Annotated in this window: 26 protein-coding genes and 1 pseudogene; 3 read left to right on the plus strand and 24 right to left on the minus strand. The window is 66.1% G+C overall.

Features of this window, described 5'->3' with window-relative positions; all coding sequences use genetic code 11:
* The 17 genes and pseudogenes from traL to NFX52_RS02085 form a co-directional block, all read right to left on the minus strand.
* Positions 1 to 300, minus strand: coding sequence for a type IV conjugative transfer system protein TraL (traL, locus tag NFX52_RS02010; RefSeq protein WP_055397126.1), 300 nt, complete (start codon positions 298 to 300; stop codon positions 1 to 3).
* 27 nt (positions 301 to 327) lie between these two features.
* Positions 328 to 675, minus strand: coding sequence for a hypothetical protein (locus tag NFX52_RS02015; RefSeq protein WP_238385557.1), 348 nt, complete (start codon positions 673 to 675; stop codon positions 328 to 330).
* Positions 676 to 830: 155 nt separating this feature from the next.
* Entirely contained in the window at positions 831 to 1529 is a 699-nt protein-coding gene (locus NFX52_RS02020; protein WP_082437381.1) for an OmpA family protein, read from the minus strand.
* The gene (locus NFX52_RS02025; protein WP_055397122.1) at positions 1526 to 2071 is read right to left on the minus strand and encodes a lytic transglycosylase domain-containing protein; all 546 of its coding nucleotides are present in this window, start codon (positions 2069 to 2071) and stop codon (positions 1526 to 1528) included. The genes NFX52_RS02020 and NFX52_RS02025 overlap by 4 nt, the downstream gene beginning before the upstream one ends.
* 145 nt (positions 2072 to 2216) lie before the next feature.
* Positions 2217 to 2711: a hypothetical protein gene (locus tag NFX52_RS02030; protein ID WP_055397120.1), complete on the minus strand. Its 495-nt coding sequence runs from the start codon at positions 2709 to 2711 to the stop codon at positions 2217 to 2219.
* Positions 2712 to 3032: 321 nt separating this feature from the next.
* Positions 3033 to 5462 carry a TonB-dependent siderophore receptor gene (locus NFX52_RS02035; RefSeq protein WP_055397118.1) on the minus strand — a complete coding sequence of 810 codons (2430 nt, stop codon included), beginning with the start codon at positions 5460 to 5462 and terminating at the stop codon, positions 3033 to 3035.
* An 89-nt stretch (positions 5463 to 5551) separates the two neighbouring features.
* Positions 5552 to 6580 (minus strand): FecR domain-containing protein, encoded by a 1029-nt coding sequence (locus NFX52_RS02040; RefSeq protein ID WP_055397116.1) that lies wholly within the window; start codon positions 6578 to 6580, stop codon positions 5552 to 5554.
* Entirely contained in the window at positions 6570 to 7130 is a 561-nt protein-coding gene (locus tag NFX52_RS02045; RefSeq protein WP_409993755.1) for a sigma-70 family RNA polymerase sigma factor, read from the minus strand. The genes NFX52_RS02040 and NFX52_RS02045 overlap by 11 nt, the downstream gene beginning before the upstream one ends.
* A 123-nt stretch (positions 7131 to 7253) precedes the next feature.
* Entirely contained in the window at positions 7254 to 7766 is a 513-nt protein-coding gene (locus NFX52_RS02050; protein ID WP_055397114.1) for a Fur family transcriptional regulator, read from the minus strand.
* Positions 7767 to 7841: 75 nt separating this feature from the next.
* The gene (locus NFX52_RS02055) at positions 7842 to 8255 is read right to left on the minus strand and encodes an ExbD/TolR family protein (RefSeq protein ID WP_055397112.1); all 414 of its coding nucleotides are present in this window, start codon (positions 8253 to 8255) and stop codon (positions 7842 to 7844) included.
* 1 nt (position 8256) lies between these two features.
* Positions 8257 to 9000: a MotA/TolQ/ExbB proton channel family protein gene (locus tag NFX52_RS02060; protein ID WP_055397110.1), complete on the minus strand. Its 744-nt coding sequence runs from the start codon at positions 8998 to 9000 to the stop codon at positions 8257 to 8259.
* Positions 9001 to 9053: 53 nt separating this feature from the next.
* The gene (locus NFX52_RS02065; RefSeq protein WP_207401879.1) at positions 9054 to 9746 is read right to left on the minus strand and encodes an energy transducer TonB; all 693 of its coding nucleotides are present in this window, start codon (positions 9744 to 9746) and stop codon (positions 9054 to 9056) included.
* Positions 9747 to 9809: 63 nt separating this feature from the next.
* The gene (locus NFX52_RS02070) at positions 9810 to 10121 is read right to left on the minus strand and encodes a DUF3325 domain-containing protein (protein WP_202907156.1); all 312 of its coding nucleotides are present in this window, start codon (positions 10119 to 10121) and stop codon (positions 9810 to 9812) included.
* Between the two features lie 20 nt (positions 10122 to 10141).
* A complete protein-coding gene (locus tag NFX52_RS02075) occupies positions 10142 to 11500 on the minus strand; it encodes a PepSY-associated TM helix domain-containing protein (RefSeq protein ID WP_353848474.1) in 1359 nt (452 codons plus the stop codon).
* Between the two features lie 103 nt (positions 11501 to 11603).
* Positions 11604 to 11765: pseudogene (locus NFX52_RS31045) on the minus strand (PepSY domain-containing protein); the annotation flags it as partial.
* A gap of 88 nt (positions 11766 to 11853) precedes the next feature.
* The gene (locus tag NFX52_RS02080; protein ID WP_055397101.1) at positions 11854 to 12138 is read right to left on the minus strand and encodes a DUF3649 domain-containing protein; all 285 of its coding nucleotides are present in this window, start codon (positions 12136 to 12138) and stop codon (positions 11854 to 11856) included.
* Positions 12139 to 12592: 454 nt separating this feature from the next.
* Positions 12593 to 15127, minus strand: coding sequence for a TonB-dependent siderophore receptor (locus NFX52_RS02085; protein ID WP_055397098.1), 2535 nt, complete (start codon positions 15125 to 15127; stop codon positions 12593 to 12595).
* Positions 15128 to 15309: 182 nt separating this feature from the next.
* Between NFX52_RS02085 and NFX52_RS02090 the strand changes: the two genes are divergently transcribed.
* Entirely contained in the window at positions 15310 to 15756 is a 447-nt protein-coding gene (locus NFX52_RS02090; RefSeq protein WP_238385556.1) for a DUF3016 domain-containing protein, read from the plus strand.
* A 291-nt stretch (positions 15757 to 16047) separates the two neighbouring features.
* On the opposite strand, the gene NFX52_RS02095 is transcribed toward NFX52_RS02090, so the two are convergent.
* A complete protein-coding gene (locus tag NFX52_RS02095; protein ID WP_238385555.1) occupies positions 16048 to 18546 on the minus strand; it encodes a TonB-dependent siderophore receptor in 2499 nt (832 codons plus the stop codon).
* Between the two features lie 162 nt (positions 18547 to 18708).
* Here NFX52_RS02095 and NFX52_RS02100 point away from each other — a divergent pair, with 162 nt between their 5' ends.
* A complete protein-coding gene (locus NFX52_RS02100) occupies positions 18709 to 18987 on the plus strand; it encodes a CopG family ribbon-helix-helix protein (protein WP_055397094.1) in 279 nt (92 codons plus the stop codon).
* On the plus strand, positions 18987 to 19271 hold the full coding sequence (locus NFX52_RS02105; RefSeq protein WP_055397092.1) for a type II toxin-antitoxin system RelE/ParE family toxin: 285 nt from the start codon (positions 18987 to 18989) through the stop codon (positions 19269 to 19271). Before NFX52_RS02100 ends, NFX52_RS02105 begins: the two co-directional genes overlap by 1 nt.
* Positions 19272 to 19312: 41 nt before the next feature.
* Here the strand turns inward: NFX52_RS02105 and NFX52_RS02110 are convergent, their stop codons facing one another.
* The 6 genes from NFX52_RS02110 to NFX52_RS02135 all read right to left on the minus strand — a co-directional run bounded on the left by NFX52_RS02110 (position 19313) and on the right by NFX52_RS02135 (position 26460).
* Positions 19313 to 20407 (minus strand): FecR domain-containing protein, encoded by a 1095-nt coding sequence (locus NFX52_RS02110; RefSeq protein WP_055397090.1) that lies wholly within the window; start codon positions 20405 to 20407, stop codon positions 19313 to 19315.
* Entirely contained in the window at positions 20397 to 20915 is a 519-nt protein-coding gene (locus NFX52_RS02115; protein ID WP_202907155.1) for a sigma-70 family RNA polymerase sigma factor, read from the minus strand. Before NFX52_RS02115 ends, NFX52_RS02110 begins: the two co-directional genes overlap by 11 nt.
* 110 nt (positions 20916 to 21025) lie before the next feature.
* Positions 21026 to 22273, minus strand: coding sequence for a PepSY-associated TM helix domain-containing protein (locus NFX52_RS02120; RefSeq protein ID WP_055397212.1), 1248 nt, complete (start codon positions 22271 to 22273; stop codon positions 21026 to 21028).
* Positions 22274 to 22320: 47 nt separating this feature from the next.
* Positions 22321 to 24747: a TonB-dependent siderophore receptor gene (locus tag NFX52_RS02125; RefSeq protein WP_202907153.1), complete on the minus strand. Its 2427-nt coding sequence runs from the start codon at positions 24745 to 24747 to the stop codon at positions 22321 to 22323.
* 115 nt (positions 24748 to 24862) lie between these two features.
* On the minus strand, positions 24863 to 25954 hold the full coding sequence (locus tag NFX52_RS02130) for a FecR domain-containing protein (RefSeq protein WP_202907152.1): 1092 nt from the start codon (positions 25952 to 25954) through the stop codon (positions 24863 to 24865).
* On the minus strand, positions 25951 to 26460 hold the full coding sequence (locus tag NFX52_RS02135) for a sigma-70 family RNA polymerase sigma factor (protein ID WP_202907151.1): 510 nt from the start codon (positions 26458 to 26460) through the stop codon (positions 25951 to 25953). Before NFX52_RS02135 ends, NFX52_RS02130 begins: the two co-directional genes overlap by 4 nt.
* Positions 26461 to 26551: the final 91 nt, after the last annotated feature.

Genomic DNA, 26551 nt, shown 5'->3' on the forward strand with positions numbered 1-26551 from the left:
TCAGCCGACCATGCGGCGGATGTGTGAGGGAGGCGTGGCCCGGAGCGCCGTCAGCGGTGTGCTCGGCAGGTTCCACCACAGCCAATGCACGGCGAAGGCCGGGTGCTTGTCAGCCTTGAGCTTCGAAACCCAGCGCGAGAGCGCAATGCCCACGGTCATGCAGACCGCGAAGGAGAGCTTCGTGCCGGACAGGTAGCCGATGAAGAAGGCGAACAAGGCGGGCGCCGCGACATCGACGTCCCAGAAGCCGATCTTCCAGCTGTCGTCGAGACGGCGCGGGATGTAGGTGTCGGTGCGCATGCCGGACTCCCTGGACCCGAGGCCGGCTCAGATCACTGCGCCCATGATCGCCCCGGCGATCACGAGACCCACGGCGCCGAAGATGGCGAGGCCGACGTAGAACAGCACCGGACCGAAGTTGCGCAGCGCGGCCAGCGAGATCAGCGCGACCACGAAACCCACGAAGCCGACCAGGGCCTTGATGCCCGGACCGAGGGACGCGATCTGGGTCAGCGCGGACGTGAGCGGACCCGTGATACCGGTGAACCCCACCAGGTCGAGCGCGAAGCTCGGAAAAGCCGTGAACAGGCCGAGCAGGGCGACGGCCAGCAGCGTGAGAAAGGCGAGGGGACGGCGCGCGTCGATGGGCGACGGCGCAAGCGTTGCAGTGCTCATGAAGACCTCCGTTGAGATGAGCGTCGAAAGACGGGTCGCGGACGGGTCGGAGCGGGTGGCGGACGCAGGTGAAAAGCAGGTGGATGCGGGTGAAAGCGGGTGAAAGCGGGTGAAAGCGGGTGGCTTGATTCGGGTTGATGGGGAAACGGTCTGGCTCAGGGCGGTGCAGCCTGGCGCGCCACCGTGATCTCGACCCGCCGATTGCGGGCGCGGCCGGCCGGTGTGTCGTTGGGGGCGGCGAAGCAACACTTGCCTGCCGCCTCAACCGTGATCGCGCCTTCGAGTTCGGGGCGGGCATGCACCAGGTAGTCGCGGACAGTGGTGGCGCGTGCGTGCGCCAGCAAGTCGTTGATGGGCGCAGGGCCCGCGTCGTCCGTGCGACCCGCAACCGTGATGTGGCCTTGAGCTGGAAGCTCGGCAGTCACCTGCCTGAGGATGCCGAGTCCGGCAGCACCGAGCCGAGCGCTGCCGAAGGCGAAGGGGATGCTCCAGGTTTGCTGTTCCGTGATGGCGGCCACGTCAGGATCGACCGAAGGGCTTGCTTCAGCGGTCAATGCTTCCAATGAACGGGGTGCGGGCAATGGAGGGGCTTCCTCGTCCGCCACTTGGCTGACCTCGATGGCCTGCGCGGGTCCCAGCGTCTTCTGGGTGCGCGTCGGACACTGGGGCGGAGTGCATTGAACGAAATCCGCCTGATTGCCATACCCCACCTGTGCGAGCTGCGGTGCGGGCGAAGGCGTGGCCGGCAGATGGCGTGTTTCGATCGCCTGATGCCCGCACGACGCGAGCATGAGGGTCGTCGCGACGGCAGGGAGCGTTTCCAGAGCGGAAGTCGCGAGAGTGAGGACCTTCATGGCGCCACCCGCACGGCCAGCAAGGGAGTCGAGATCGTGGAAGGCGCTGCGGCGGAGGGACGACGTGGTGCCGGGGACGTTCGAGCGGATCGGCTGTTGGCCGGCAATTGCCGGTACACCTTCCAGGCGTAGTGCCCCCGCGCCTTGGTGCAGTCGTCGCCCTTGAGTTCGGTGCAGGCGGCGTTATAGGCGCCGACACTGTCCCAGCTCAGTCCGCGACGTGCGAAGAGCTCGGCCAGCAGCCCGGCGCCGACATCGAGGTTGGTGCAGGGCTCGAACAGGTTGGATTCGGTGATGCCGCGCTTGGCCAGTTTGGGCAGGTGGCGGCTGTTGATCTGCATGAGGCCGATGTCGATCGAGCCTGTCCGCTGGACGTGGGCGCGATTGACCGCCTTGGGGTTGAGCCCGGATTCCACCTTGGCCACCGCATAGAGCAGATCGGCGGGGACACCGTGGCGCTGCGCAACCTCATCCCAGCAGGCGAGCGCCCCAAGGGGCATGCCGCAGAGCATGGACAGCGTGACGAGCAGAGTTCGGGGCATGGATCACCTCGCGATAGCCAAACCGCCTCCCGCGGGTGCGGAAGGATCCAGGGGTAGGGCCGGAAAATCCGGTCGGGGTAGGCGGCGGGTGGGCCGGCGCTCTGCAGGCGAGGTGATCTACGCGGGTGTTATCAGTGGTTGGCGATCAATCCTGCGAAGCCACGGATCGAACAGTAGCGCGCTGGACCATGTTGAGACGCGCGTACTTCAGAACCAGCGTGCCCGACGGGTCGGCCTGGCGGCAGAGCGCGACCGCAGCCGTGGTCAACTGGTCCAACTGGAACTTCGGATTGGGGTGCTGATTCGCAGGCGAGCGCTGCAGCGCCTGCAACTGCTCATACTGGGGACGCCACATGGCCTCACGACGGCGGGCCGTGGCGGGGTCGCGCAGCACAAGCTGGATGCCGAGGTAGTCGAACAGCGCGCGAGCCCCTTCGGACGAAGACAGCGTGGATGTCACGCACGCGCTGATGAGATCGGGGAAGCGAAAGGTGGGCGCCTGATTGGCCGGGCTCTTGAGGATGCCGTAGAGCCAGTTGTGTTCGTCGATCCAGAGCCGCGTCTCCACGATGTCGGCGGTGGGCGTGTTTCCTTCGCCATGGTACGAAGGCTGGGACTGGGACATCTGGATCGAATGCATGTTGGCGACCTCTCGATACGGTGTGGAAGCAAGCGTATCGATGTGGTCGCCGCAAGTCTCCTTCGAAATCAGGTGGTTTTGGATCGAATTCGCGACCAGTTCATACCGGCGGCGTTACGTGCCGGTTTCAGGCCGGTGCCGACGCCGCCCAGCAATGGATGAGCACAGCGGCGTGGCGTCGGCGGGATGAGGGCGATATGAACTCCTGGCGCCGCCGGCGCGGCACGTGAAGGTTGAACGGCGCGAAACCACTGTGTGGCGTGCACAGTTTTCTCACTGGCAATGACGCGCGAAATCGGGAAAAGGACACCGGGCCGGGCATCAGAACTCGATCTGCGCGCCGACCTTGATGGTGCGCGGGGCGCCTTGCTGCAAGTTGCTGGATTCGGACTGCGTGACCCAGTAGGCCTTGTTGGTCAGGTTGTCGATGCTGAGCCGCAGGGAGACGGGTTTGTTTCCCCATTTTGTTTCGTAGCGCGCACCTGCGTCGAGCAGGGTGACCGAGCCGACGTGCCACTGGTTATCTGCATCCACTGGTCGTTTACCCACATAGCGTGCACCGGCTGTCAGGGTAAGCGGCAGTCCGGCGACACTGTATTCGCCGTAAACGCTCGTCTGCTCGCGCGCCACACCTTGAATGCGCTTGCCATCTAGTGCTCCACCCTCGGTCTTCTGGTTGGTCGCATCCAGCCACATGGTGCTGGCGGTGACAAGCCACCGCGGACTCAGGCGGAACTTGCCTGAGATTTCTAGCCCCTGGTAGCGCGCCTCGCCGTCCTGGGTGAAGACGTTGTCGGATGTGGTGTAGGTGAGCCCGCGTTGCAGTCGGAATAATGCTGCCGTGGCCGACCAGTCGCGGCCCTCAGCTTTTGCGCCGACTTCGTATTGTTTGCTCTTGAGCGGGGCGAAGACCTCGTAGGCGTTGGCGGCGGTTTCAGGTGCGGTGGCGCCTTCTTCCAAGGACTCGACGTAACTTCCATACAGCGACAAGCCTTGCGTCGGGCGGAAGACGGCAGCCAGTGTGGGCGTGGTGGCTGTGCGGTTGTAAGCGGTGTCTTTGACTTCCAGTCTCCCGCGTCGCAAACCGACAATCAAATCCCAGTCGCTGCCCAGATGAAGCGTGTCGGAGACGAACAGCTCACGCCGACGCATGAAACTGAACTCTTCGTTTGCATCGTCATAGGAGGCGAAACCTGGGAAGGGACTGGCTGCATCTGCGGGGTTGCCCAGATTGCCCGCGTTCGCAAGGTTGGACGCTTGATACGGACCAGAAAAGCTCTGAGTCACGTTGTGCGATGCGCCCATGACCAACTCATGCACAACCGGCCCTGTGGAAAATTTGCCTGAAATTACCCCCTGGGATTGCCGGCTTTCAAATCGGGTGGCGAGGTCGTAATAGCGCAGCGAGTAATCCCCGTTAGTGCTGGCAAAAATGGCCGGTTGGGTAAACTCGCGCCCATTCTCGGAAATCCGATGAGACAAGGAGAGTTTCCAGTCGGTCGCAAATTGCCAAGCCAGATCGGTACCATAGGTTTTGTGACGAGAGCCATATCGTGTGAATGTGGGGGCGAGACGCCTGCTGCCGTCGATCGGATCGAGAGGTGTTGCCGTGGTCCAGTTGCTCGCGGCCCCGTCAGCGTTGGGTATGACTGCCCAATATCCACCTTTGCGAACGTGTTCGCCCACGAGAGCATCGGCGCGCCATACGAGATCAGGCGTAATGCGCCAGTCCAGTGCCAGTGAGCCGGAATGGCGACGCGATTTCCCATCATTGATGTAAGTGTCACCTTCCTCGTTGACGAGATTGACCCGATAGCCGAACGCATCCTGCGCGCCGAAGCGACCACCCAGATCTCCGTGGATAAGCGTCAAGCCGCTGTCCATGATCTGTGTGCTCAGGCTACGCACGGGCTCGTCAGTGGGACGCTTCAAGACATAGTTGATGGTGCCGCCGGGAGCGCCGAATCCATACAGGAAGCCTCCCGCACCCTTGAGGAGCTCAACACGCTCAAGGTGCTCCAGAGGTAGGTCGTTAGCACGTACGCGCGCGTTTAAGCCGTCAATCTTCTGACCAGTTGCAGAGTCTGGACCAAGGCCGCGAATCGTCAGGGAGTTGTTTTCGGTAACGATGTTGTCCTGCTGCAGACTGATCGAAGCATCGGCCTTGGTCAGGTCAGCCAGCGACCTCGCCTGTTTGTTTTCCATCAACTCCCTGGAATACACCTCAATGCTGTATGGAGTGTCCTTCAGAGACTTCTCGCCGAGGGCACCAACGCTGGCGCTCTTGACGCGGTAGCCGCTGGCCGTACTTCCGTCCGTATCGACTCCGGCCCTCACCGTCACCACCGGCAGCACCGCCTCCTTTGCGCTGCCCGGTGCTGGCGGCGCTGCCTTGATGACGACAGATGCTCCCTCCGTACCGGCTGCCAGCCCGCTGCCGGCCAGCAGTTGCGCCAGCGCCTCGCGCAGCGTCATCCGGCCCTTGAGCGCGGGCGCGGTCTTGCCTGCGGTCAGCGCGGCGGCTGCCGTCAGGGGCACGCCGGACTGTGCGGCGGCGCGGGTCAGGGCGGTGGATAGTGGGCCGGCCGGGATGTCGAAGTCATGCATCGCCTGCGCCGGTGCTTGGGCGTGGGCGGCGGACGGCGCGGTGAAGATCGCTGCGCCGGTGGCCATCACGGGCAGGGCCAGCATGGCGGCGTGCACGGCCAGTGCCAGCCGCTGCGGGCGGGGGGAGAAGGTGGGTTTCGTCATGGAATCGGGCTCCGGATGAGATTGAGTGTTTCATCCGGTATGCCCCGCAGCGGGCCAAAAGGGGAACTGCGGTGCGCGCGCCGATCCGCTCAGCGCGCGCGGATGTGCACGCCACCCGCCGGGGTGCGCTCGACACGGACCGGCAAGGCGCTCTCCAGTGCGGCGAGGATGACGGGGATGTCGCGGGCGGGCTGGGCGATGGGGTAGGCACCCACGAGCCGCAAGGGTGCGGCCTGCGGGCTGACCGTGACGGCAACCGGGGTGTAGCGCGAGAGCTCGGCCACGAAAGCGGCCAGGGGAATGTCGTCGGCAACCAGTTGGCCGCGCGACCAGCTTTCTCGCGCCAGGTCGGCGCGGCCGTCGGGTTCGATGCCATCCGCGGTGAAGCGGGCCTGCTGGCCGGCGGGTACGTCCAACTGCGCGCCGTTGGCCAGGCTGATGCGCACGGCGCCCTCGAACACGGCAACGTGGCCGCTGAATGCCTCGCTGCGGGCATCGCCGCGCACGGCAAAGCGGGTGCCCAGCGCGGTGAGGCGCGCGCAAGGGGTATCGACCACCAGCGCGCGGGCGGGCGCCTGCGTGTCGGGGGCGGAATCGACCAGGATTTCTCCGGCGTGCAGCACGATGCGCCGCAACGACTGCCCGAAGTCCACATCCACCGCCGTGGCGGTGTTGAGGTCCAGGCGCGTGCCATCCGGGAGCGTGAGGCGGTGCTGTTCGCCGATGCCGGTGCGATGGTCGGCACGGGCCACGGCGTACTCGTGCAGCCAGTCCTGCAAGGGCAGCCAGGGCAAGGTGTGGCGGGCCAGCAGGCCGGCCCCGACCGTCACGCCGCCCAGGCTCAGCATCCGCAGCGCGCGGCGGCGTCCAGCCGACCGCGCCTTGGCGAGGGTGTCGCGCAGTGCCTGTGCCGGTGCGGCGTTGGCGGCCTGGGCGAAGGGCTGGCTGATGGCTTTGACCCGCTCCCAGACGCGGGCGTGGGCGGGGTCGGCATCGATCCAGGTGCGCCAGCGCCTGCGCTGCTCCTCACTGGCCTGTTCGTCGTGCAGCACGGCGAACCATTCGGCCGCCTCGCGCTGGATGATGCGCTCGTGGGCGGCGCCGCTCCTATCGGCCATCGTCGGCCTGCAGGCAGCACAGCATGGCCTGCGCCATGTACTTCTTGACCATGCGCTCGCCCACGCCGAGCCGCTCGCCGATCTGTTTGTAGGTCAGCCCGTCGAGCTGCGAGAGCAGGAAAGCCTCGCGGACCTTGGGCTTGAGTGTGTCGAGCAGACGGTCGATCTCGACCAGGGTTTCGAGCAGGATGGCGCGCACCTCCGGCGCCGGTGCCAGCGGCTCGGGCAGGGCCGCCAGCGTCGCGACCCAGGCCTCTTCCAGTTGCTGGCGGCGCCAGTGGTTGGACACCAGGCCCTTGGCCACCGTGGTCAGGTAGGCGCGCGGCTCGCGCAGTTCATCCAGCGCCAGCGCCTCGCGCCGGGAGAGCAGCCGCACGAAGGTGTCGTGCGCCAGATCGGCCGCCTGGTGCGCGTCCCCCAGCTTGCGGCGCAGCCAGCCGTACAGCCACCCGTGGTGGTGGCTGTAGAGGGCATGCACTTGCTCCTGGATGGCGGATTCGGCGGCGGACACGAACACCCTTGCGCGGAAGTTGGCTGGGGTGCTCGGCACCTTGGCTGTGAATAAGAATGGTTCGCATTTTATCGTGTTGTGTCAGAGGGGCGCAATTTTGTGTTGACGGCCCTCACACAGCCAACTCGCCCTGGGGCATGCCACCGCCCCGACCTTTGGTTGTCAGAGCGTCCGTTTCTGATGTCGCTTGACAGATCCTGGTGCGCTGGCATTGCAGGCCGAGCACCGGCCGACAAGTGTCAATCTCTGGTCGAGATGAAAGCCGAGTCTGGCGGCGCCTTCGAAGAGCTGCGTAAGCAGCACATCGCTACCGAGTGCCTGGGCATGCCCGCATCGGCGGCAGACGAAGTGCGGTTGGGCGGCTTCACCTTCCGGCACCATGCAGTAGAACGTGCGCGCGCCAAGTTGTGTCGCTTGTGCGACGCGCGCCTTGTCCAACTCGGCGAGGATCCGATACACGGAAGTGAGGTTCACGCGCCAGGTTGCGGCCTTCGTCCATCGGTGCACGGCCTCGGCATCCAGAAAGCGCCCGCGGTTGTCGTGCAGGGCCCTCAACACTGCGCGCCGTGCCTGCGTCAGTCTGAGCCCCGACGTATGCAGGCGCTGTAGCGTCCCGGTCCCTGGCTGCCAGGAGAGCTGGCTTATGTCGCGAGGAGCGGGTGTCTCAACTGGCATTGCGGTATCGGCCTCAAGCCGTGGCCGCCAAAGTAACGGGCCAAGTCGCTGCCGGAGTGGCCATGCTTGTCACGCTCAGTTCCCCGGCTCGGTCACGAAGCCGAGCTTGAGCACGCCGGAGCGTTGCACGGTGGCCATGACCTGCGCCACGCGCTCGTACTCCACCTTGCGGTCACCGCGGATGAATACCTCGGGCTGCGGGTCTTTCCTGGCTGCCGCCTCCAGGCGCTGGCCGAGTTGTTCGTCGCTCACGCGCTCGTCGTTCCAGAACACGCTGCCGTCGGTCGTGACCGACAGGTTCACCGTCTCGGGTTTGACCAGGTTGGGCGTGTTGTCCGCGCGGGGCAGGTCCAGCTTGACCGAGTGGGTGAGCACCGGCACGGTGATGATGAAGATGATCAGCATCACCAGCATCACGTCGATCAGCGGCACCATGTTGATGTCGCTGACCACGTCGTCGTTGTCGTTGAGGTTGCCGCCGAAGGCCATGTCAGCCTCCTTGGGTGGCGAGCCTGGCCGGCGCCTTGCGGGCCGGGGCTGCCGGTGCGCTGACCTTGGCCACCGGCGAGCCGGTCAGGAAGTAGGCGTGCAGTTGCCGTGCGAAGCGATTGAGCTTGTTCACCACACCTTTGTTGTTGCGCGTGAGCGCGTTGTAGCCCAGCACCGCCGGGATCGCGACGAACAGGCCGAACGCGGTCATGATCAGCGCTTCGCCCACCGGACCGGCCACCTTGTCGATGCTGGCCTGGCCCGAGGTGCCGATGCCCACCAGCGCGTGGTAGATGCCCCAGACGGTGCCGAACAACCCGACGAAGGGTGCGGTGGAGCCCACCGAGGCCAATACCGCCAGACCAGACTGCATGCGCTCGGCGCTTTCGTCGATGGCGCCGCGCAGGCTTTCGGTAAGCCACTCGGCCAGGCTGATCTGCCCGTGCAGGTCGTCGCCGTTGCTGCGGTGGTGGTCCACTGCTGCCTGGGCTTCGGCGGCCACGTGGCGGAAGGGGTTGGCCTCGCCGTGTTCGTCCAGCAGCGCCATGCCTTCGGCAAAGCTGTGCGTGTGCCAGAAGCCAGCCATGGCGCGGCTGGCCCGGCGTAGCCTGGCCGCGCGCCATGTGCGGGTGACGATGATGGTCCACGACACGATGGACATCAGCAGCAGCGCGACGGCCACGCATTTGATGACGGCATCGCCCTGGTTCCAGAGTGCGGCAATGCCGTAGGGATTGGATGGCATGGGTGGGATCTCCTAAAAAGGTTGGATTCGGAAGGGTTCGCGGAACCCGTCGATCAGGAGCTGTACTCGAAATCGATGGGCTGCACGTACCAGTAGGGAATGGGTTCGTCGCCGCGTTTGGCGGGCACGTAGCGCCAGCGGCGCACGGCCTCCAGTGCGGCTTCGTCCAGACGCGGGTAGCCGCTGCTGCGCTTGAGCCTGATCTCGCCCACGCTGCCGTTGGGCAGGATGTACACGTCGAACAGCACGCGCCCCTCTTCGCGCAAGCGGCGCGACTGCGCCGGGTACACCGGCGCCGGGTTGTTGAGGTGGGATGCGTCGGAGCGCGGCGGTGCCACCGGCTCCGGCTCGGCCTTGGGCGACGGGGCGGGTGTAGGTGCGGCGGCCGGCACGGGCTGCAGCGGTTCGGCGGGTACCGGAGCGTTATTCACCGGCGGCTCGGGTTCGGCTGGCGGGGCGGTCACGGCACGCTCCGAGGGCGGCGCCTTGGGCAAGGGCGGCACGGGTGTCGGGCGCGGCTTGACCACCGGTTTGGGGCGGGGCGGCTCGGGCTGCATGGGCAGCGGTTGAGGCTCGGTCACCGGCGCCTGCGAGACGAGCTGCCCCGCCACGGAAGGCGGGATCACCGGCGTCGGACTGCGCGCCAGTGCGGTCGTGGCAAGCCACAGGAGGACGAGATGCGCTGCGCCGACCAGTGCGAACGGGGCGGCTTGGCGAAAGAGGTTGGGAGGGGCGGTCGCGGGCATGTCAGGAAGAGCGGGTAGAGACGGCAGTCCCCCCAAGGGGCGGCGCGTCAGGTTGTGGCGGTGTCACGAGGCGGACGTCGATGGCTCCGGCTTGGGCTGCGCCGTCACCAGCGCCAACCAGCGCGGCCGATAGGCGAGCACCAGCGCCACCGTCAAGGCGGCGACCGTCATCAACCCCAGCCAAATCACGGTTCCGGTGGCTCCGCCTGCGTGAGCCACGCAGGTGGTCAACGCCGCGCCCAAGCCAATGACGCCTACACACCGCAGCAGCAGGCACTGCTTGCGTGATGGTGCGCGATGCCAGACCTGCCGGTGATGCCGCTCCATGGCCAGGGCAAGCGCCACGAAGCCGGCCAAGCTCAACAGCAAGGCCATCAGGGGTGCCAGCGCCGCCATCACCGTGTGGCCCCCACCGTGGATGCTTCCACCGTCATCAAGGTCGCTGATGCGGACTGCCTCGCTGCGTTTCTCGCCTTGCGAACTAGATGCCGCGCCAGGCCCGCGAACACCGCCCCCAGGGCGAGCATGGCGAGGTCGAACCCCGCCATCACCCAGTCGCCCTGCGGCAGCGACGCACCCAGGTGGCGGTGGGTGGTCAGCGCATTGAGTACCGGCAGCAGGCCAAATGCCAGCGCCGCCACTGTCGCTTGCTCGCTCCAGGCGCGCGCCACCGGGCGCAGCGCCGCGTGCAGCAGCAGCGCGGCCCAGACGAAGAAGAGCACATGTGCTTCCCACGCCGCCCGATCAGACAGGGTCAGCGGCAGCAGCCGGTTGGCCCAGAAATACGCCGCAATACCCACGGGCAGGCCGATGATGCCGCCCACATTGAGCCGCTCCACCAACCACAGCCCGCCATGCACGCGCCCCGCCTTGGCTGCGCGCTGCCGGCGCTTGACGGCCCACAGCACCAGGCCGGTGGCGATCATGGCGGCCCCCATCAGGCCCGAAAGCACGTACAGCCCGCGCAGCAACGGCCCTGCATACAGCCCCTCGTGCAAACCCAGCAGCACGTCGCGCACCGCTTTCGGTGTCGAGCCCACGGCCGGCAGCACATGCAGCAGTGCGCCGTTCGTGCCGTCGAACACCAGGGTTTCGCCGCTGCTCAGCGGGGACAGGTCTTCTCTGGCGCGCAGCACAACCCGTGCGTTCGCGTCGCCGGGGTAACGGATGTCGATGCGGCTGAGTTTGCCCGCGCCCCAGCGTGCTTCAGCAAGCGCCAGCATGGGCTGCAAGGGCGCCAGCGGTGCGGGTCGGCCCGCGCGCTCCAGATGCAGGCCACCTTCGAACGTTTCGTTGAAGAACACCTCGCGCCCGCTCTTGCCGGTGGCGGCATCCGGTGCATAGTGGGCCGAGACCACCAGCGGCAGGTAGACGAACATCATGAACACCAGCCCGGACCAGGTGATCATGAGTTGGAAGGGCAGCGTCAGCACGCTCATCACGTTGTGTGCGTCCAGCCACGAGCGCTGCCCCTTGCCCGGCCGGAAGGTGAAGAAGTCGGCAAAGATCTTCTTGTGCACCACGATGCCGGTGATCAGCGCCACCAGCATGAACATCGCCGCCACACCTACCAGCCAGTCGCTCACGGCGCGCGGCAGGTAGTGCAGTTGCCAGTGCATTTGGTAGAGAAACTGCCCGCCGCCGGTGGCGCGTGCGCCGAGCGAGGCAAGCGGCGCCCCCGTGGCTGCGTCCAGTTCCAGATCGCCATCGGCCTGCGGGCCTCTGCCCGCCTGCCAGAAGATGGAAAGGTGCAAGGCTTCGCGCCCGGTTGGCAGGCCGATGAACCAGCGATCGGCCTGCGGTGCTCGCTGTGCGAGCGAGGCGAGCGCCTTTTCTGCGGCCGGCGCCGGTTCTACCGCCTGGGCGACCGGGGGGCAGTTCGGGCTGCATCCAGCGGTCGACCTCGGTGTCCAGATAGCCCGCCGTGCCGGTGACGAACATGAAATACAGCACCCAGCCCAGCAGCAAGCCGGCCCAGGTGTGCAGCCAGGCCATCGAGGCGCGGAAGGTTTCCTTCATGGTGCTGCCCTCAAAAGTCGTTCGCCGGGCCGCCCCAAGAACGACGGTACCCCCTCGGGGGGCCTGGCAAAGCCAGGGTTGGGGGCGCTCATGTCGCCACCCAGGCCGCTGCCCCGGCCAGCACCAACGCACCCAGCATGCCAAGGCAGGCGAGGCGGGCACTCTTCGCCGCGAAGGCCCACATCACCGCCGCCGCGTAGAGCGGAAACGCCGCCAGCATACCCGTGAGCACGCCATCGGCGCGCGACAGCGGCAGGGCTCCGGCCAGGTCGATGGCGGTGAGCACGGTCAGCGCGTAGCCGCCCAGGACGGCGCAGGCCACTCGGGCGAGGACGGGCAGGGCAGAGGCGAGTGAAAGCGGCGGATGACGCATCGATTGTTGTTCTTCGAGAATCAGGTAATTGCAAATGAGTCTTACTCTTTCTATAGACGCACGACGGTCGAAAATGTGCAGTCCTTTGGCGGGTTTTCTCTATCCGGTCAACCTCGCCACAGGCAGAGCTTCGACCATGACCATCCCCTGCCAGCGAGAGACGAACGCGGCGGCTGGGCAGATGCGGGGCCGAAGTCAACGCCCGGTGCTGGCGGCGGGTGAAGGGGATCGAAGTAAGGGAAACCTGTACGCGGCGCGGCCGCGCACAGGGCTCTCACTTGCTATGACACGCGAGATCGGAAAAAGGACACCGCGCGCGTGTGTGAAAGCGTAGAAGTGCCCTGTGCTGTGTGCCATCGCCCGTACACCAGCGGCTCACCGCAGCGTTCCTTTCGCTACCCCGAGGCCGTGCCGGCCTGGGTTGGGAGGACTGGGTGGCTCGTGCAACGCCTCGTCAGAATCGGTACTTGGCGCTGAGTACTGCCGTCCGCTTCTGGCCGTATAAGCACTGATTGCCGCCGCCGACCGATTCGAAGCAGGCGGCCACTTGCTCCTTGTTCGTCAGGTTGCTTATGTTGAGCGCCAGGCGCCATGGGCCCGTGTCGTAGTGCAGGGCAGCATCAAGCAACGCAAACGACGGATTGCGAGAACTGTTCACGGCATCGTTGTAGGTGGCGCCGACATGCCGCACACCAATGCCGATGCCAAGACCACGCCAATCACTGGTCTGAACCTTGTAGTTCAGCCAGGCCGACGCCGTTTGCTTGGGTGTCGAGGTCGGAACCTTCCCGAGATCAACGTCGTTGCTCTTGATGACCTTAACATCGTTGTACGTGTAGTTCGCGATCAGGTCTAAACCTCTGGTGATGGCTGTTTTCGCCTCCAGTTCAAGTCCCCGCGATCGCACTGCCCCCTTCTGAATCTGGTAGTCTGGATTCGCGGTGTCGATGGTCAGCACGTTGTCCTTGCGCAAATCGAACAACGCGGCGGTGTAAAGGCTGCGACCGTTGTCGGGCGTGAACTTGACGCCCACCTCATATAGTTTCCCCTGGGTCGGCTTGAAGGCATTGCTGTTGGCATCGCGACCAATGGCCGGCAGGAAGGATTCGGCGTAGCTGAAGTACGGAGTCCAACCGGATTCGGTCAGGTAGTTGATACCGACACGACCGGTGAATTTTTTGTCCTTCTGCTCAATCGAGGTTCCAGCCATGTGGTCGAGGGTTTTTACAGTGGTCCAATCCATGCGCCCACCCAGCGTGACCAACCAGTTTCGGGTCAAGCGCATCTGATCCTGCGCATACAGGCCCAGTTGGCTCAGGCGTTGCCCTGAATCGTCGAAATCGGCTGTTGGGGACACCGATACGGTCTGGCCGTAGATCGGATTGAGGACGTCCAGCGTTCCCACTTCGCCAGTGAAGGTGAGGTTGCTCGTCTTCTGGCGTTCGGCGTCCAGGCCGAACAGGAGCTTGTGTTCGACATCCCCAGTCTTGATCGCACCTTCGACTTGAGTATCGATGGCGACCTGCTTGTTGTTCTCCTTGAAGACACGAACTCGGCGCTCCAGCGTACGGCCGTCGTCGGCCAAGCTGCGCGATGTGATGCGGCGATAGGTGACGTCGACATCCGACAGGCGCGTGTTCTGGCGCACGGTCCAGGCGTCATTCAATCTGTGCTCGAACAGGTAGCCAATGGCCGCCTGATCGTGGTCAAAGCCAGTGAACTTTGGCTCTCCCACCAGAATGGACGAGGACATACGAGTGGATGCGCCTGGTGGGGTGTAAGCAAACGCAAACCCGTCGTTTCGATCGCGCAAGAACTCGGACATTATGGTCAGCGATGTATCTTTGGACAGGGTCCAGGTCAGCGAAGGTGCCAGGTACAGACGGGTGTCAGACACCTGGTCACCGTTGATGTACCTGTCCTGTGTGTCTGCCGTCAATCCAAGGCCAACCACCCGATACAGAACCTTGCCCTGCTCGTCCAAGGAGCCACCGATGTCTGCGGCGACCTGCTGTCGGTTTCGGCTGCCGAGTTGTATTTCCACCTCGCGCGGCGCATCGGCCCGGGGCCGTTTGCTGACACGATTCACGATACCCCCTGCATCCCCCTTTCCGTACAGCACGGATGCGGGGCCACGCAGCACTTCAATGCGCTCCAGGCCGTAGGGTTCGCTGCGCTGGTTCGCGAACGCGTTGGCATCGGTGTTCATCCGCAGACCATCCTGATAGAGCGATGTGCCGAAGCCTGAGAATCCGCGTAGGTTGAGCCAGTCATCCTGCCCACGTGTGTCTGCTCCGTAAACCTGGCTCACAACTCCCGGGACATAGCGCAGTGCCTCCATGACGGAAAGAGCGCCTCGGTCTTCTATCTCCTGTTTGCCAAGGACGGAAATCGACTGCGGCGTCTCGACGATCGGCGTATCGGTCTTGGTGCCTGTAGCGCTGCGCTTGGCGACATACCCCGCCACCGGCGCGGTCGCCGTCTCCAATTCTGCCCCTGTCTTCACCGTCACCACCGGCAACACCGCCTCAACCGCGGGGCGCGGAGGGCTTGCTGGTGCCGGCTCCGCAGCTTGCCGCAACGCATAACTGCCATTTGCCTGCCGCACAGCCTCCAGCCCGGTGCCGGCAAGCAGGGCCTTGATGGCTGCCTCGGCGGTGAAGGTGCCGTTCAAGCCCGGGCTGTTGCGGCCTTGCACCAGGTCCGAGGCGCCTGCCAGCAGCACCCCCGAGGCGCCTGCAAACCTGGCCAACACCGTGCCCAGCGGCCCGGCGGGAATGTCGTAGCGTTTTGGCGCTGCTTCAGCCGAAGATGCCGCCGAGCCGGTGTCTTGCGCATGGGCCACGGTGCTCCAGCCGGACGCCATCAGCGTGCCGCCCATGAGCGCAAGGTGCACGGCCAGCACCAGGGGCGTGGGCCGGAGGTGGGTCGAATGTGTGGTTTGGGGCGTGGCGGCCCTGCGGCGGGCGTGGATGGCGCGGTTGGTCATGCTTCGTCTTCCTGGACAAGGGGTTGATCAGCGAAATCAAGCTGCCCCTTCGCGCCAACCCAGCGGAGGAATGGACGATTGGGAAGCCTCTCATCCGGTTAATCGAATGAGAGGCCCAAAAGCGGAACCGGTTGCGCGAAGCCCGAGAGAAATCAATGTGCTGGAACCGGTGACTGCCTGGGGTGTTCAGAAACTGTACTTCGCCGTCAACGTCGCTGCGCGTTGCGCCCGAGCGGTATGTCGATGCGGGCGATTACGGCATAAGGGCGCAACGGAATCTCGAATCCATCGAGCGCCATCTCCAGGCCCTTGGACAACGTTGCCTGTCGGCAGGGCAAAGCCTCGACATTCGCGTGCTGGACATCGACCTCGCCGGGCGGCATGAATGGTGGCGTCCCGGCGCCTACGATGTGCGCATCATGCGCGGCATCACCTGGCCCCGGATGGACCTTCAATACACCTGGAAGGACGAAAACGGCAGGCTGCTCGCCGAGCGGCGCGAGCGCGTTTCGGACATCGACTACCTGTCGCGCAGCGCCTTCGTGCGCTTCGACAGCGATCCGCTGGTCTACGACAAGGCCATGCTCAAGGAGTGGTTTGACGGGCGCTTGTGTCCGAAGGTGGGCTGAAGCTCGGAGCGCAGGCCGGTCGCGATGTCTGCCGAGGCGGATGCTGCCGGCCTGGTCCAAAGACGGCAGTGGCTCGCTGGCGTAAGGCGCACTCGCCGCGACCGGGACCGGGTTCACCTTGCGAGAGCGGTTCGCACGAAAAACGGGGGCGCACCCGGTCGCACCCCAATGGCACCACCTTTCAATCCCGAGTGCTCAAAAGTCGGTGCTGGTGGGACGGTGGGGAACCGTCCCAGAGGGGAATCCGTGTTACGTCCCCAATTGTCCTTTCGTGGCTTTCCGGGAGGGGCGTCAGAAGCGGTACGTCGCGGTCAACGTTGCCGCTCGTTCTGCACCCTGATAGCACTCGCCGTGATAGCAGATCGTGTTGTACTTCTTGTTTGCTAGGTTCGCGATGTTGAGCGCAAGACGCCATGGGCCGGTTTCGTAATGCACGGCCGCGTCGAAGAGCGTCACACCGCGTTCGGAAGTGGTGTTGTACTCGTCGTTCTGGCGCTTACCGATGTAGCGCACACCTCCTCCGAATCCCAAGCCGTTGCCCAAGGTGTAGTCGAGCCACGCCGAGGCGGACTGCTTGGGCACGAGCGGTGGGGTCTTGCCGACCTCATCCGGGTCCGCGCTGTTGAGCACCTTCATATCCAGCCGTGTGTAGGCGGCAGCGATGTTCAGGCCCGGCGCGAGTTCGCCCTTGGCTTCCAGTTCGATGCCGCGCGAGCGTTGCTTGCCAATCTGGCGCTCCTCGTAGGTCGTCGGATCGTAGGTCAGCACGTTGGTCTTACGTAGGTCGAAGGCTGCGGCGGTGAACATGGCGCGCGAGCCCGCAGGCTGGAACTTGACCCCGATCTCGACTTGCTTACCGCGGCTGGGCTTGAAGGGGTCGCTGTTCGCGTCGGTGCCGCTGTTGGGCAGGAAGGACGTGGCATAACTGGCGTAGGGAGCCCAACCGTTACCCAACAGGTAGGTTATGCCTGCCCGGCCGCTGAAGGCCCGGTCTGATTGCCGAGTGTTGTTCGCGTTCAGGCGGTCGTCGGTGGTCTGGCGCACGTGATCCTGGCGGCCACCGAGGGTGACGATCCAACTATCGCCGAATTTGATCTGATCCTGGGCGTAAAGGCCGGTCTGACGCGTCGACTGGGTCAGATTGCGCAGCGGGTTGGTGGGCAGCGTCACATCCTGGCCGTAGACGGGAGCGAGCAGGTCGAGGTCGGGTGCTGGGCCGATGAAACGCAGCGTCTCACCTTTCTGATCGCTGTAGTCGACACCAAGCAGCACTGTGTGCTGAACCGAACCAGTCTGAACCTTGCCCTGCACGCTGGTGTCGAGCGACGCAAGCGCCACCGAATCGTCCCAGGTCCTGGCGACGCGAGACAGTGTGTGGCCGTCCTCGCCGAGGGAGTCGGCCCAGACCACGCGGCGGCTCATGTCGATTTGGTTGTAGCGGAAGTTCTGGCGTAGCGTCCAGGCGTCGTTCAGCGCCGTTTCGAAGAGGTAGCCGATCGCGCCCTGCGACTGCTTCATGCGGCTGAAGCTGTAGTCACCCACTTTGACGTTCGTGAGAACGTAGTTCGCGGTCGCGTAGTAGGGATCTTCACCCGTGGTGTTCTTCAGGACTTCCCCGAAGACGGTTAGCGATGTCGATGAATTGGGCTGCCAGCGGAAGGACGGCGCGACGTATGTGCGTTTGTGGTTCAGCTTGTGACCATCGGGGTATTCGTCTTGATCGTTGCTGTCGAGACCTAAGCCAACCAGGCGATAGCTCAGGTCGCTGTCGCTGCTCATCTTGTCCCCTAGGTCGAACGCCAGTTGCTTCCGCTGGAAGCTGCCGTACTGGATTTCGATTTCGCGAACCCGATCGCCGGGCTGCTTGCTCACGCGATTGACGATGCCGCCAGCATCCCCCTTGCCGAAGACCATTGACGAGGGGCCACGCAGCACCTCCACGCGTTCAAGACCGTAGGGCTCAGTCAGATAGTAGACGGGGAGGAACGTTGGCTGGCCCAGCCCGTCCCGATAGATACCGGTCACGCCTGCGTCAAAGCCTCGCAGTAGGATGTACTCCCAACTGCGGTTGTCGGGGCCATATGTGCTCGTGGTGACGCCGGGCGTATAGCGCACGGCCTCCATGACGTCCTGCGTGCCGCGCGCCTCCATCTCCTCGCGGCCGATCACCGAAATCGACTGCGGGATTTCGATCAGCGGTGTATCCGTCTTCGTCCCCGTCGCGCTGCGCTTGGCGACGTAGCCCGCCACCGGCCCGGTCGCCGTTTCCCGCTCGGCCCCGGCCCTCACCGTTACCACGGGCAGCACTGCTTCCTTGAGCGGTGCCGCTGCCTCGGGTTTGGGCGGAGGTGGGGGACGTTTCTCCAGCAGCCAGCCGCCGTTTTGTTGCCGCACGGCTTCCAGCCCGGTGTCGGCCAGCAGTGTGCGCAGGGCGGAGGTGGGGGTGTGGCGTCCGTTCACGCCCTGGGTTTGCAGGCCGTTGGTCTGTTCGGTGGAGAAGGACAGCAGAATGCCCGCCTCCAGTCCCAGGCGCTTGAGCGCGGCGGTGAGCGGGCCGGGCGGGATGTCGTAGGTGCGGGCAGCCTCTTGCGGCGAAAACTCTTGCGGGTTGGCGGGCTGTGGGTTGGCCTGCTGGGCCAAGGCAGGCTGCGCGGCCAGGGCCATGCCCCACACGGCGTGCGCGGTGGCGCGGGCCAAAGCGGTGCGAACCAAGGCGGCATATTTTGAGCCGTTTGCCGAGGGCGGCGCGTGGTGGGCGGCGGATGGGGTGTGTCGGTCGGTGCGACCCATGGTGTGGTTCTCCGGGATGGTTGAAGACAGCGTGCTTGTCTTCATTGCCCCGCGAGATGCGCAAAGGGATCACACTGCTTCAAAGAAGCTCTGGCTGGGCTGGTCCCGTTCCGATGTGGTGGCGTGTGCTATCTTGTACACATTCAAGCACAGGAGTCCGGAATGACCACCACCATGACGATTCGACTGGACGACGAGGTGCGCGACCGCCTCGATCAATTGGCCAGCGCCACCCACCGCAGCAAGTCCTACCTGGCGGCCGAGGCGATCCGCGATTTTGTGGAGGCCAATGAATGGCAGATCCGCGAAATCCAGGCCGCGGTCAAAGAAGCAGACGCCGGTGACTTTGCCAGCGATGAGGAGCTTGCGGCCCTCGGTGCCAAGTGGCACTCTGGCGCGGCGGCCGACAAGCCGCGCGGATCTGGTGGGGCTGCGAGTTGATGCGGGTCCGGTGGTTGCGCACGGCGCTGCGCAACCTCGACGACGAAGCGACTGACATTGCGATGGACGACCCCAAGGCCGCGCAGATGGTGGTGCAGCGCGTTCTTGACGCCGTGGCGGCCTTGGCGGAGCAGCCCGCGCTCGGCCGCCCTGGGCGGGTGGCAGGCACGCGTGAACTGGTGGTGCTGAAAACGCGCCACATCGTCCCCTACCGCGTACAGGGGCAGACGGTGGAAGTGCTGCGGGTGTTCCACACCTCGCGCCGGCTGCCGCTGAAATGGTGACCAGGCTGCCCATCCGTTTCTGCTCAGCGCGCAGCAGCGCCTCACCGCGCAGCCAGCACCACCTCTGCGCCTCCCCACCAGCGGCGCTGCCGGTCAGCGCGGATGGGCAAGGCGGTCTGCAGCATGTCGAGCACCTTGTCCGGCTCGGCCAGCGGGTAGGTGCCGGACACCTTGAGCCGGGCCACGGCCGGATCAACCGCCCAGCGGCCAGCGCCGGTCTCGGTGTCACGCCGGGTCTGGCGGTTCAGTTCGGCCACGAAGTCGGCCAGCGGCATGTCCTGCGCAACGATCATTCCCTGAGCCCAGGCCACAGCGGCGGGGTCGGCCGCCTGGGCGGGGGTGACGGCCTGGCGGTTGAAGCGTGCCGCTTCGCCCGCGCGCAAGACCGCGTCAGTACCTTCGGCGGGTAGCCCCTTGCCATGCACATCGCCTGGGCGGATGGCCACCGCGCCCTCAAACACGTTGACCAGGCTGGCATCGGCGGCGCCTGCGTATGCATCGTCCTTCAGCCGGCGCACGGCAAAGCGCGTGCCCAGGGCGCGGATGCGGCCGTGGGCGGTTTCGACGATGAAGGGGCGCCCCACTGTGTTGCGTTCGTTGCCCGGCGCGATGCTCGGCGCATTGTCGTGCGCGGTGGTGACGAGGATCTCGCCCCGCAGCAGGCGCAGCAGGCGTTCTTCGCCGCCGTAGCGGATGTCCAGCGCGGTGCCGGCATTGAGTTCCACGCGGGTGCCGTCGATCAGGGTGAGGCTGCGGCGCTCGCCGGGGCTGGTGCGCGCATCGGCGACCAACTCGGGCCAAGGGGTGTGCTCGCGCAGCGTCCAGGCGGTGCCGCCGGCAAACAGCAGCACGGCCAGCGTCTTGATGGCTTGGCGGCGCTGGGCGCGGGCTGCGCCGGTCGATGACTCGGCTGTGGCCGCCAGCGTGTCGCGGGCCAGCGCGGCGGGCATGCCCTGCAGGCGTTCGCTGAAGGCTGTCATGCGCTGCCAGGCGCGCTCGTGGTCGGGGTGGGCGTCGCGCCACTGGCGCCAGCGTTCACGGGTGGCGTCGTCCACTGTGTCGGCCTGCAGTTCCACCAGCCATTCTGCGGCTTGCTGCCGCACCTGGGGCGGAATCGGCAGCGGCTCAGCCCTCATCGGCAAAGCAACACAGCGCCAAGGCGCGGGCAACGTAGCGCTTGACCGAAGGCACCGAAACGCCCAGCCGCGCCGCGATCTCGGCCTGCGGCAGGCCGTCGAGCTGCGAGAGCAAGAACGCCTCGCGCACTGGGCCGGGCAAGGTGCCCAGCAGGCGGTCGACTTCAATCAGGGTTTCGAGCAGCATGGCGCGCACCTCGGGCGCCGGGGCCAGCGGCTCGGGCATGGACGCCAGCGCTTCCGCCCAAGCCAACTCCAGCTTCTGGCGCCGGTAGTGGTTGGACACCAGGCCCTTGGCCACCGTGGTCAGGTAGGCGCGCGGCTCGCGCAGTTCATCCAGCGCCAGCGCGTCGCGCCGCGTCAGCAGGCGCAAAAAGGTGTCTTGCGCCAGATCGGCGGCCTGGTGGCTGCACCCCAGCTTGCGGCGCAGCCAACCGTACAGCCAACCGTGGTGGTGGCTGTACAGCGTATGCACTTGCTGCTGGATGGCGGATTCGGCGACGGACACGAACACCCTCGCGTAAACGCTGGCTGGGGTGCTCGGCACCTTGGCTGGTAGGTTTGCAATTGGGAATTGTTCGCATCTTATCGTCACATGGTACCCGGGATCAATGTGGTTCAGCGCCCCTGTCGCCCGCGCCGCTTGCGCCACCAAATGATCACCCCGGTCACGCTCAGCATCGCCACAACCAGCCCCACCACCGAAACCAACACTCGGCCGGGCAGCCCCAGGATGCGGCCTGAGTGGACAGGGAACTGGGCCTGTACAAAGAGGTCCGCCGCCGTGCCTTGCCAGGGTTCGCGTGCCCCAAGAACCCGCCCGTCCTGTCCGTCCAGGTACAGGGCGCGCGGCCCCACACCCCCGGCGCCATGCTCGTCCTCCGGCGCAAAGAACTGGACCGTGTAGATGCCCACGCTGCGGTCGTAGCCGATGGCGCCGGCCGGCTCGGGCCAGCCGCGCCGCCCCGCCTCTTGCACGGCCACGGGAAGAATCGTTTCGAAGGGCACGCCTGGGGCAATGGGGCGATCCAGCGGCGCCGGCGCGCGCGTGTCCGACGGTGAGGGCGTGACGTCGGACACCCACGACATCGCCGGGAAGAACACCTCCCGGTATAGGTTCAGCGAAAACGCCGTGAAGGCCAGCACCAGCAGCAGGCCCCAGGCCCACAGGCTGCCCGCGCGATGCAGGTCGAAATTGACCTTGTAGGCACTGGCACGCCAGCGCACCTTCCAGGCCGGGAGCCAGCGCTGCCACCATGCACGGGCACGCGAGATGGCAGCCGACGGCCCGCTCTGCCTGCGTGCCTGCAGGCGCGTGGCAGCGGGCAGGGTCAAGTACAGGCCGGTGAAGCAGTCCAGCGCCCACAGCAAGGCCACGATGCCCATCAGCCACACGCCCCAACGGTCGATGCCGCCCCAGGTGGGCAGGTGCAGGCTGTAGTGCAGCACGTAGAGGAAGGAGACGAAGTTCTCCCGGCTGATCGGCCACACGGCGCCCCACTCGCGCCGCCCCAACTCTTCGCCGGTAGCCGGGTCCACGAACACCTGGTTGAAACCCGGTGTGTAGAGCTTGCCGGTTTCCGGGTTCACCCGAGGCTCGACGAACAGCGCCAGCGAATGGCCCGGCTCGACCGCCAGCGGCACATAGGTCACCTCCACCTGCGGATGGCGTGCCTCCGCCTGCCGCGCCAAGGCCAATGGTGCCAGCGCCGGGCCGGCCAACCCAGCCTGCGCGGGGGCCACGACGAGGTGCGGGTTGAGCCACTCATCCAGCTCGTGGTCCCAGGAGATCACGGCGCCGGTCACCCCCGCGACGAACAGGAAGGCGGCCATGCCCAGGCCCACCCACCGGTGCAGCAGAACCATGGCCGACCGGACACGCCCACGGCGAGGGCCTGCGCTGGGTTCCGGGCTCACCATTGGTAGTTGAAGCTCGCCACCACGGTGCGCCCGCGGCCCCGGTAGCAGTAGCCGTCCTGGCATGAGAGGTAGCGCTTGTCGGTCAGGTTGGTGGCGTTCAGGCCCAGTTTGGCGCCCGGCAGCACCTCGCGCAGGTCGTAGCCGATGCGCGCATCGACGATGGTGTAGCCGGCATTGCGCGCGGTGTTCGCGGCGTCCGCGAAGGTCGCACCCGTCCAGCGAGCACCCAGGCCCACGTCAACGCCCTGCAGGAACCCGCTGCCAAACCGCTGGTGCACCCACGCCGCAGCCATGTGCTTGGGCGTGGTGACCGGCCGTTTGCCTTCGTTGCCGTCGTTGTTGCGGGTGATCCTGACGTCGCTGTAGGTGTAGCTGGCGGTCAGGTCCAGGCCTGCGGCCACACTGAAGGTGGACTCCAGTTCCAGGCCGCGCGAACGGACTTCGCCGGTCTGCACATAGTTGACATCGTTGGCCGGATCGCGGGTCTTGACGTTTTGCTGCACCAGATTGAACACGCTGATGGTGTGGCTGACGCGGCCGCCGTCCGGCTGGTATTTCAACCCCAGTTCCACCTGCTTGCCCTTGGTGGGCTTGAAGGCATCGCCCGCCAGGTTGCTGCCGAACTGCGGGATGAAGGAGGTGGCCACGCTGGCGTACGGCGACCAGGTGTTGTCGATGCGGTAAAGCACGCCCAGGCTGCCGGTGGTGGCGCGGTCGGTCTGGCGGGCGCGGTCGCCGGTGGTCTGATCGGTCTGGGTTTGGCGCACTGTATCGCGCCGCACGCCGGCCGACAGCCGCCAGTTGTCCACCGTGATCTGGTCGTTGACGTAGAGGCCGGTCTGGGTCCCCTTCACGCCCTGCTCGACCAGCACGGTATCGGGCCGGGCGACAGCCTGATGGTAGTCAGGGCTCGTCATGCTGATCGATGGTGCACTGCCATACAGGTAGCTCACGTCCGCCGTCAGGCGGGAGTGATCCAGGCCAAGGGTGAGCGCGTGGCGCAGCGCCCCGGTGGACAGGCGGCCTTCCAGCGCGGTATCCACGGCCAGGGTCCGCATCTTCTCGTAGACGCCGTAGCTGTCGCGCAGGATGGTGGTGCCGTCGGCATCCAGCGTGCCTTCCAGATACTGGTTGTCGGTGCGCGCCCGGGCGTAGCGCAGGTTCTGGCGCACGGTCCAGTCGTCGGCAAACTGGTGGCGGGCCTCGTAGCCCAGCGCCCACTGCGTCTGCTTCAAGCCGTCGAAGTCGACGTCGCCGTTCCAGAATTCGGTGAGCGTGCCGTCCGGCATCTGAAAAGGTTTGGGCGACCCCGAGGTTTCGTAGCGGTTCCAATGCGACAGGAAAGTGACCTGGGTGCGCGCCGAGGGGGCCCAGGTCAGCGCCGGAGCGATGTAGGCGCTGTCGTCGTTGACACCAACCGTGCCGGTGTTGGCCTTGCGCGTCAGGCCCACCAGGCGGTACATCCAGTCGCTCTGCGGTGCCAGTTCTCCGCCCAGGTCAAATTGCACCTGGCGGTGGTCGTTGGTGCCCAGTTGCACCTCCACCTCGCGCACCGCGTCTCGGCTGGGCCGCTTGCTGACCCGGTTCACAAGCCCCCCGGGGCTGATCTGCCCGTAGGCCACGGAATCGGGTCCCTTGATCACTTCGAGGCGCTCCAGCGCATAGGGTTCGGTGTGGAAGTACGACAGCCATCCGGTGTTGGGTTGGCGCAGGCCGTCGCGATAGTCGGCGTCGGTGGTGACGTCGAAGCCGCGCACCTTGATCTGGTCGAACCGCGGATCGTCGCCGGCCGTGGCCACCTGCACTCCGGCCGTGTAGGCCACCGCATCCTCCACCGTCAGTACCTTGCGGTCGCGCATCTGGTCCTCGGTGATCACCGACACAGCGCGCGGCGTTTCCGCCAGTGGAAGATCGGACTTGGTGGCGCCCAAGCTGCGCCTGGCCACGTAGCCGGTAACCGGCCCGTTGGCCGTCTCGCGCTCGGCGCCAGCCCTTACCGTCACCACCGGCAGCACCGCCTCTTTCGCGCTCACAGGCGCAGGCGGCGCGGTCTTGATGACGATGGATGCCCCATCGGCATTGGCCGCCAACCCGCTGCCCGCCAGAGCCTGCTCCAGCGCCTGTTGGGCGGTCATGCGGCCTTTGATCGCAGGGGCCGTCTTGCCCTTGACCAGGGCCGGGTCGAAGCTTAGCAGCAGGCCGGCGGATTCGCCGATGCGATTGAGTGTGGCCGGCAGCGGCCCGGCGGGGATGTCGAATTCGCGCGCCGCGCTCTGCGCTTGCGCCATGGCCGGAGTGGGCAGTATGGCCGCAGCCAGGCAGGTGCCGCCGAAGATGAGGTTCAGCGCCAGTGCAAGGGGATGGATGGCAGGTCGGTGTGATGGGCGGCGGATGGGCATCCGGATGTGCTGGCTGTGCATGGGAGAGCTTCCTCGGGTTCGGTTGGATGAAGGTTTTCACCCTGCACGCCAATCGAACGCGAAAAAAGTACAGCGCGGATCGCATTCGGCCAGCGACCGTCATGACAAAGCCGCTCTATCGCGGGCGGATCGCAAGCCCTCCCGCCGGATCGTTCCCTCTTGCCAGCGCCACGCGCACCGGCAGCGCGCGAGCCAGCGCGGCCAGCGCCTTGTCGGTGTCGGTCAAAGGATAGGTGCCGGAGATGCGCAACGCCCGCACGGCCGGGTCGCACAGCAGCGGCGAAGTACGGTAGCGCGCCAGTTCGGCCACGAAGTCGGCCAGGGGCAGGTCGTCGGCCACCAGCATGCCGCGCGCCCAGGCGCTGTCGGCACTGCGGGCCGCGCTGCGACCGAACAGGCCCAGGCGGTTGAAGCGTGCGGCTTCGCCCGCTGCGAGGATGGGGGCGCCGTCCGTTGCGTGTGTCGCCGGGGTGGCCTTAGCCGTGGGCGCGAACCCGAAACCACCAAGAGCCCCGGCGTGTATGGCCACGCGCGCCTCCATCACGGCCACGTGCGTGCTGCCAGCGTCCTGCCGCACCGCGAAGCGCGTGCCCAGCGCCTGCACGCGGCCTTCGGCGGTTTCGACCCAGAACGGTGGCGGGGGTTGACCACCATCGCCTTCACCTCTTGGTCTGGCGGTCGTGATGAGCACGCGACCGCGTCGCAGGCGGATCAGGCGCTCGCTGGCCGAGAAGGCCACGTCGATGGCGGTGTCCGTGTCCAGGCGCAGTTGGCTGCCGTCGGGGAGCAGGAGGTCGCGCTGCTCGCCCACGGCGGTCAGGGCATCGGCGGAGGCGTCGCTGCTGCGCCAGCCTTGCCAGCCGAACCAACCAGCGCAGAACAAGCCGGCCAGCCCGCCCAGGCTTTTGAGCGCCTGGCGGCGAGCGGCGCGCCGGCCTTGCTGCTTTTCGAGTGCGGCCACCGAGACGCCCGCATGGGTATGGGGTATTTGGGCAAAGGGCGCGGTCACGGCCTGGGCTCTTTGCCAGGCGGCTTCGTGCCGGAGATCGGCGGCGCGCCAGGCCTGCCAGCGCTGCTGGTCGGCCTCGGTGGCTTCGCCCGAGGCCAGCAGCACAAACCAGCGGGCGGCGGCTTGCAGGAGTTCGGCCGATGGGGCTGCGTCGAGGCCAGAAGTGGATGCGCCAGGGGATGGCGGGGCCGTGGTCACGGCGCTGCGACGCCCATGCAGCGCGTCATGGCCTGGAGCATGTACTTCTTGACCATGCTGACCGACACGCCCAGCCGCGTGGCGATGTCGGCGTACTTCAAGCCTTCGAGCTGCGAGAGCAGGAAGGCGCTGCGTGCCTTGGGCGGCAGGCCGTCGAGCAGGGCATCGATCTCATGCAGGGTTTCGAGGATCATCGCCCGCTCTTCGGGGCTGGGCGCATGCGGCACGGGCTGGGCAGCCAGCGCTTCGAGGTAGGCTCGCTCCAGGTCTTGCCGGCGCAGGTGGTTCACCATCAGGCCATGGGCCACGGTGGTGAGCCAGGCGCGCGGCTCGCGCAACTCGTCCAGCCGCGGGGCCAGCAAGGCGCGCACGAAGGTGTCCTGCGCCAGATCGGCGGCCTGGTGTGTGCAACCCAGCTTGCGGCGCAGCCAGCCGTGCAGCCAACCATGGTGGTCGCTGTACAGCGCATGCACTTGCTGCTGAATGGCGGACTGAGCGGCGGACACGAACACCCTTGCGTGAAAGCTGGCTGGGGTGCTCGGCACCTTGGCTGGTGAGTTTGTAATTGGGAATTGTTCGCATTTTATCGTGTTGCGT

The organism is Acidovorax facilis (assembly GCF_023913775.1).
Classification (GTDB): Bacteria; Pseudomonadota; Gammaproteobacteria; order Burkholderiales; family Burkholderiaceae_C; genus Acidovorax; species Acidovorax facilis.

Excerpts from the sequence above, each read along its gene's own strand:
- NFX52_RS02085 (WP_055397098.1), bottom strand. The coding sequence starts at position 15,127 with ATGACCAACCGCGCCATCCACGCCCGCCGCAGGGCCGCCACGCCCCAA.
- NFX52_RS02020 (WP_082437381.1), bottom strand. The coding sequence starts at position 1,529 with ATGAAGGTCCTCACTCTCGCGACTTCCGCTCTGGAAACGCTCCCTGCC.
- NFX52_RS02110 (WP_055397090.1), bottom strand. The coding sequence starts at position 20,407 with ATGAGGGCTGAGCCGCTGCCGATTCCGCCCCAGGTGCGGCAGCAAGCC.
- NFX52_RS02050 (WP_055397114.1), bottom strand. The coding sequence starts at position 7,766 with ATGCCAGTTGAGACACCCGCTCCTCGCGACATAAGCCAGCTCTCCTGG.
- NFX52_RS02040 (WP_055397116.1), bottom strand. The coding sequence starts at position 6,580 with ATGGCCGATAGGAGCGGCGCCGCCCACGAGCGCATCATCCAGCGCGAG.
- NFX52_RS02025 (WP_055397122.1), bottom strand. The coding sequence starts at position 2,071 with ATGCCCCGAACTCTGCTCGTCACGCTGTCCATGCTCTGCGGCATGCCC.
- NFX52_RS02125 (WP_202907153.1), bottom strand. The coding sequence starts at position 24,747 with ATGCACAGCCAGCACATCCGGATGCCCATCCGCCGCCCATCACACCGA.
- NFX52_RS02055 (WP_055397112.1), bottom strand. The coding sequence starts at position 8,255 with ATGGCCTTCGGCGGCAACCTCAACGACAACGACGACGTGGTCAGCGAC.
- NFX52_RS02060 (WP_055397110.1), bottom strand. The coding sequence starts at position 9,000 with ATGCCATCCAATCCCTACGGCATTGCCGCACTCTGGAACCAGGGCGAT.
- NFX52_RS02065 (WP_207401879.1), bottom strand. The coding sequence starts at position 9,746 with ATGCCCGCGACCGCCCCTCCCAACCTCTTTCGCCAAGCCGCCCCGTTC.
- NFX52_RS02070 (WP_202907156.1), bottom strand. The coding sequence starts at position 10,121 with ATGGCCTTGCTGTTGAGCTTGGCCGGCTTCGTGGCGCTTGCCCTGGCC.
- NFX52_RS02105 (WP_055397092.1), top strand. The coding sequence starts at position 18,987 with ATGCGGGTCCGGTGGTTGCGCACGGCGCTGCGCAACCTCGACGACGAA.
- NFX52_RS02080 (WP_055397101.1), bottom strand. The coding sequence starts at position 12,138 with ATGCGTCATCCGCCGCTTTCACTCGCCTCTGCCCTGCCCGTCCTCGCC.
- NFX52_RS02015 (WP_238385557.1), bottom strand. The coding sequence starts at position 675 with ATGAGCACTGCAACGCTTGCGCCGTCGCCCATCGACGCGCGCCGTCCC.
- NFX52_RS02035 (WP_055397118.1), bottom strand. The coding sequence starts at position 5,462 with ATGACGAAACCCACCTTCTCCCCCCGCCCGCAGCGGCTGGCACTGGCC.
- traL (WP_055397126.1), bottom strand. The coding sequence starts at position 300 with ATGCGCACCGACACCTACATCCCGCGCCGTCTCGACGACAGCTGGAAG.
- NFX52_RS02100 (WP_055397094.1), top strand. The coding sequence starts at position 18,709 with ATGACCACCACCATGACGATTCGACTGGACGACGAGGTGCGCGACCGC.
- NFX52_RS02095 (WP_238385555.1), bottom strand. The coding sequence starts at position 18,546 with ATGGGTCGCACCGACCGACACACCCCATCCGCCGCCCACCACGCGCCG.
- NFX52_RS02030 (WP_055397120.1), bottom strand. The coding sequence starts at position 2,711 with ATGCATTCGATCCAGATGTCCCAGTCCCAGCCTTCGTACCATGGCGAA.
- NFX52_RS02120 (WP_055397212.1), bottom strand. The coding sequence starts at position 22,273 with ATGGTTCTGCTGCACCGGTGGGTGGGCCTGGGCATGGCCGCCTTCCTG.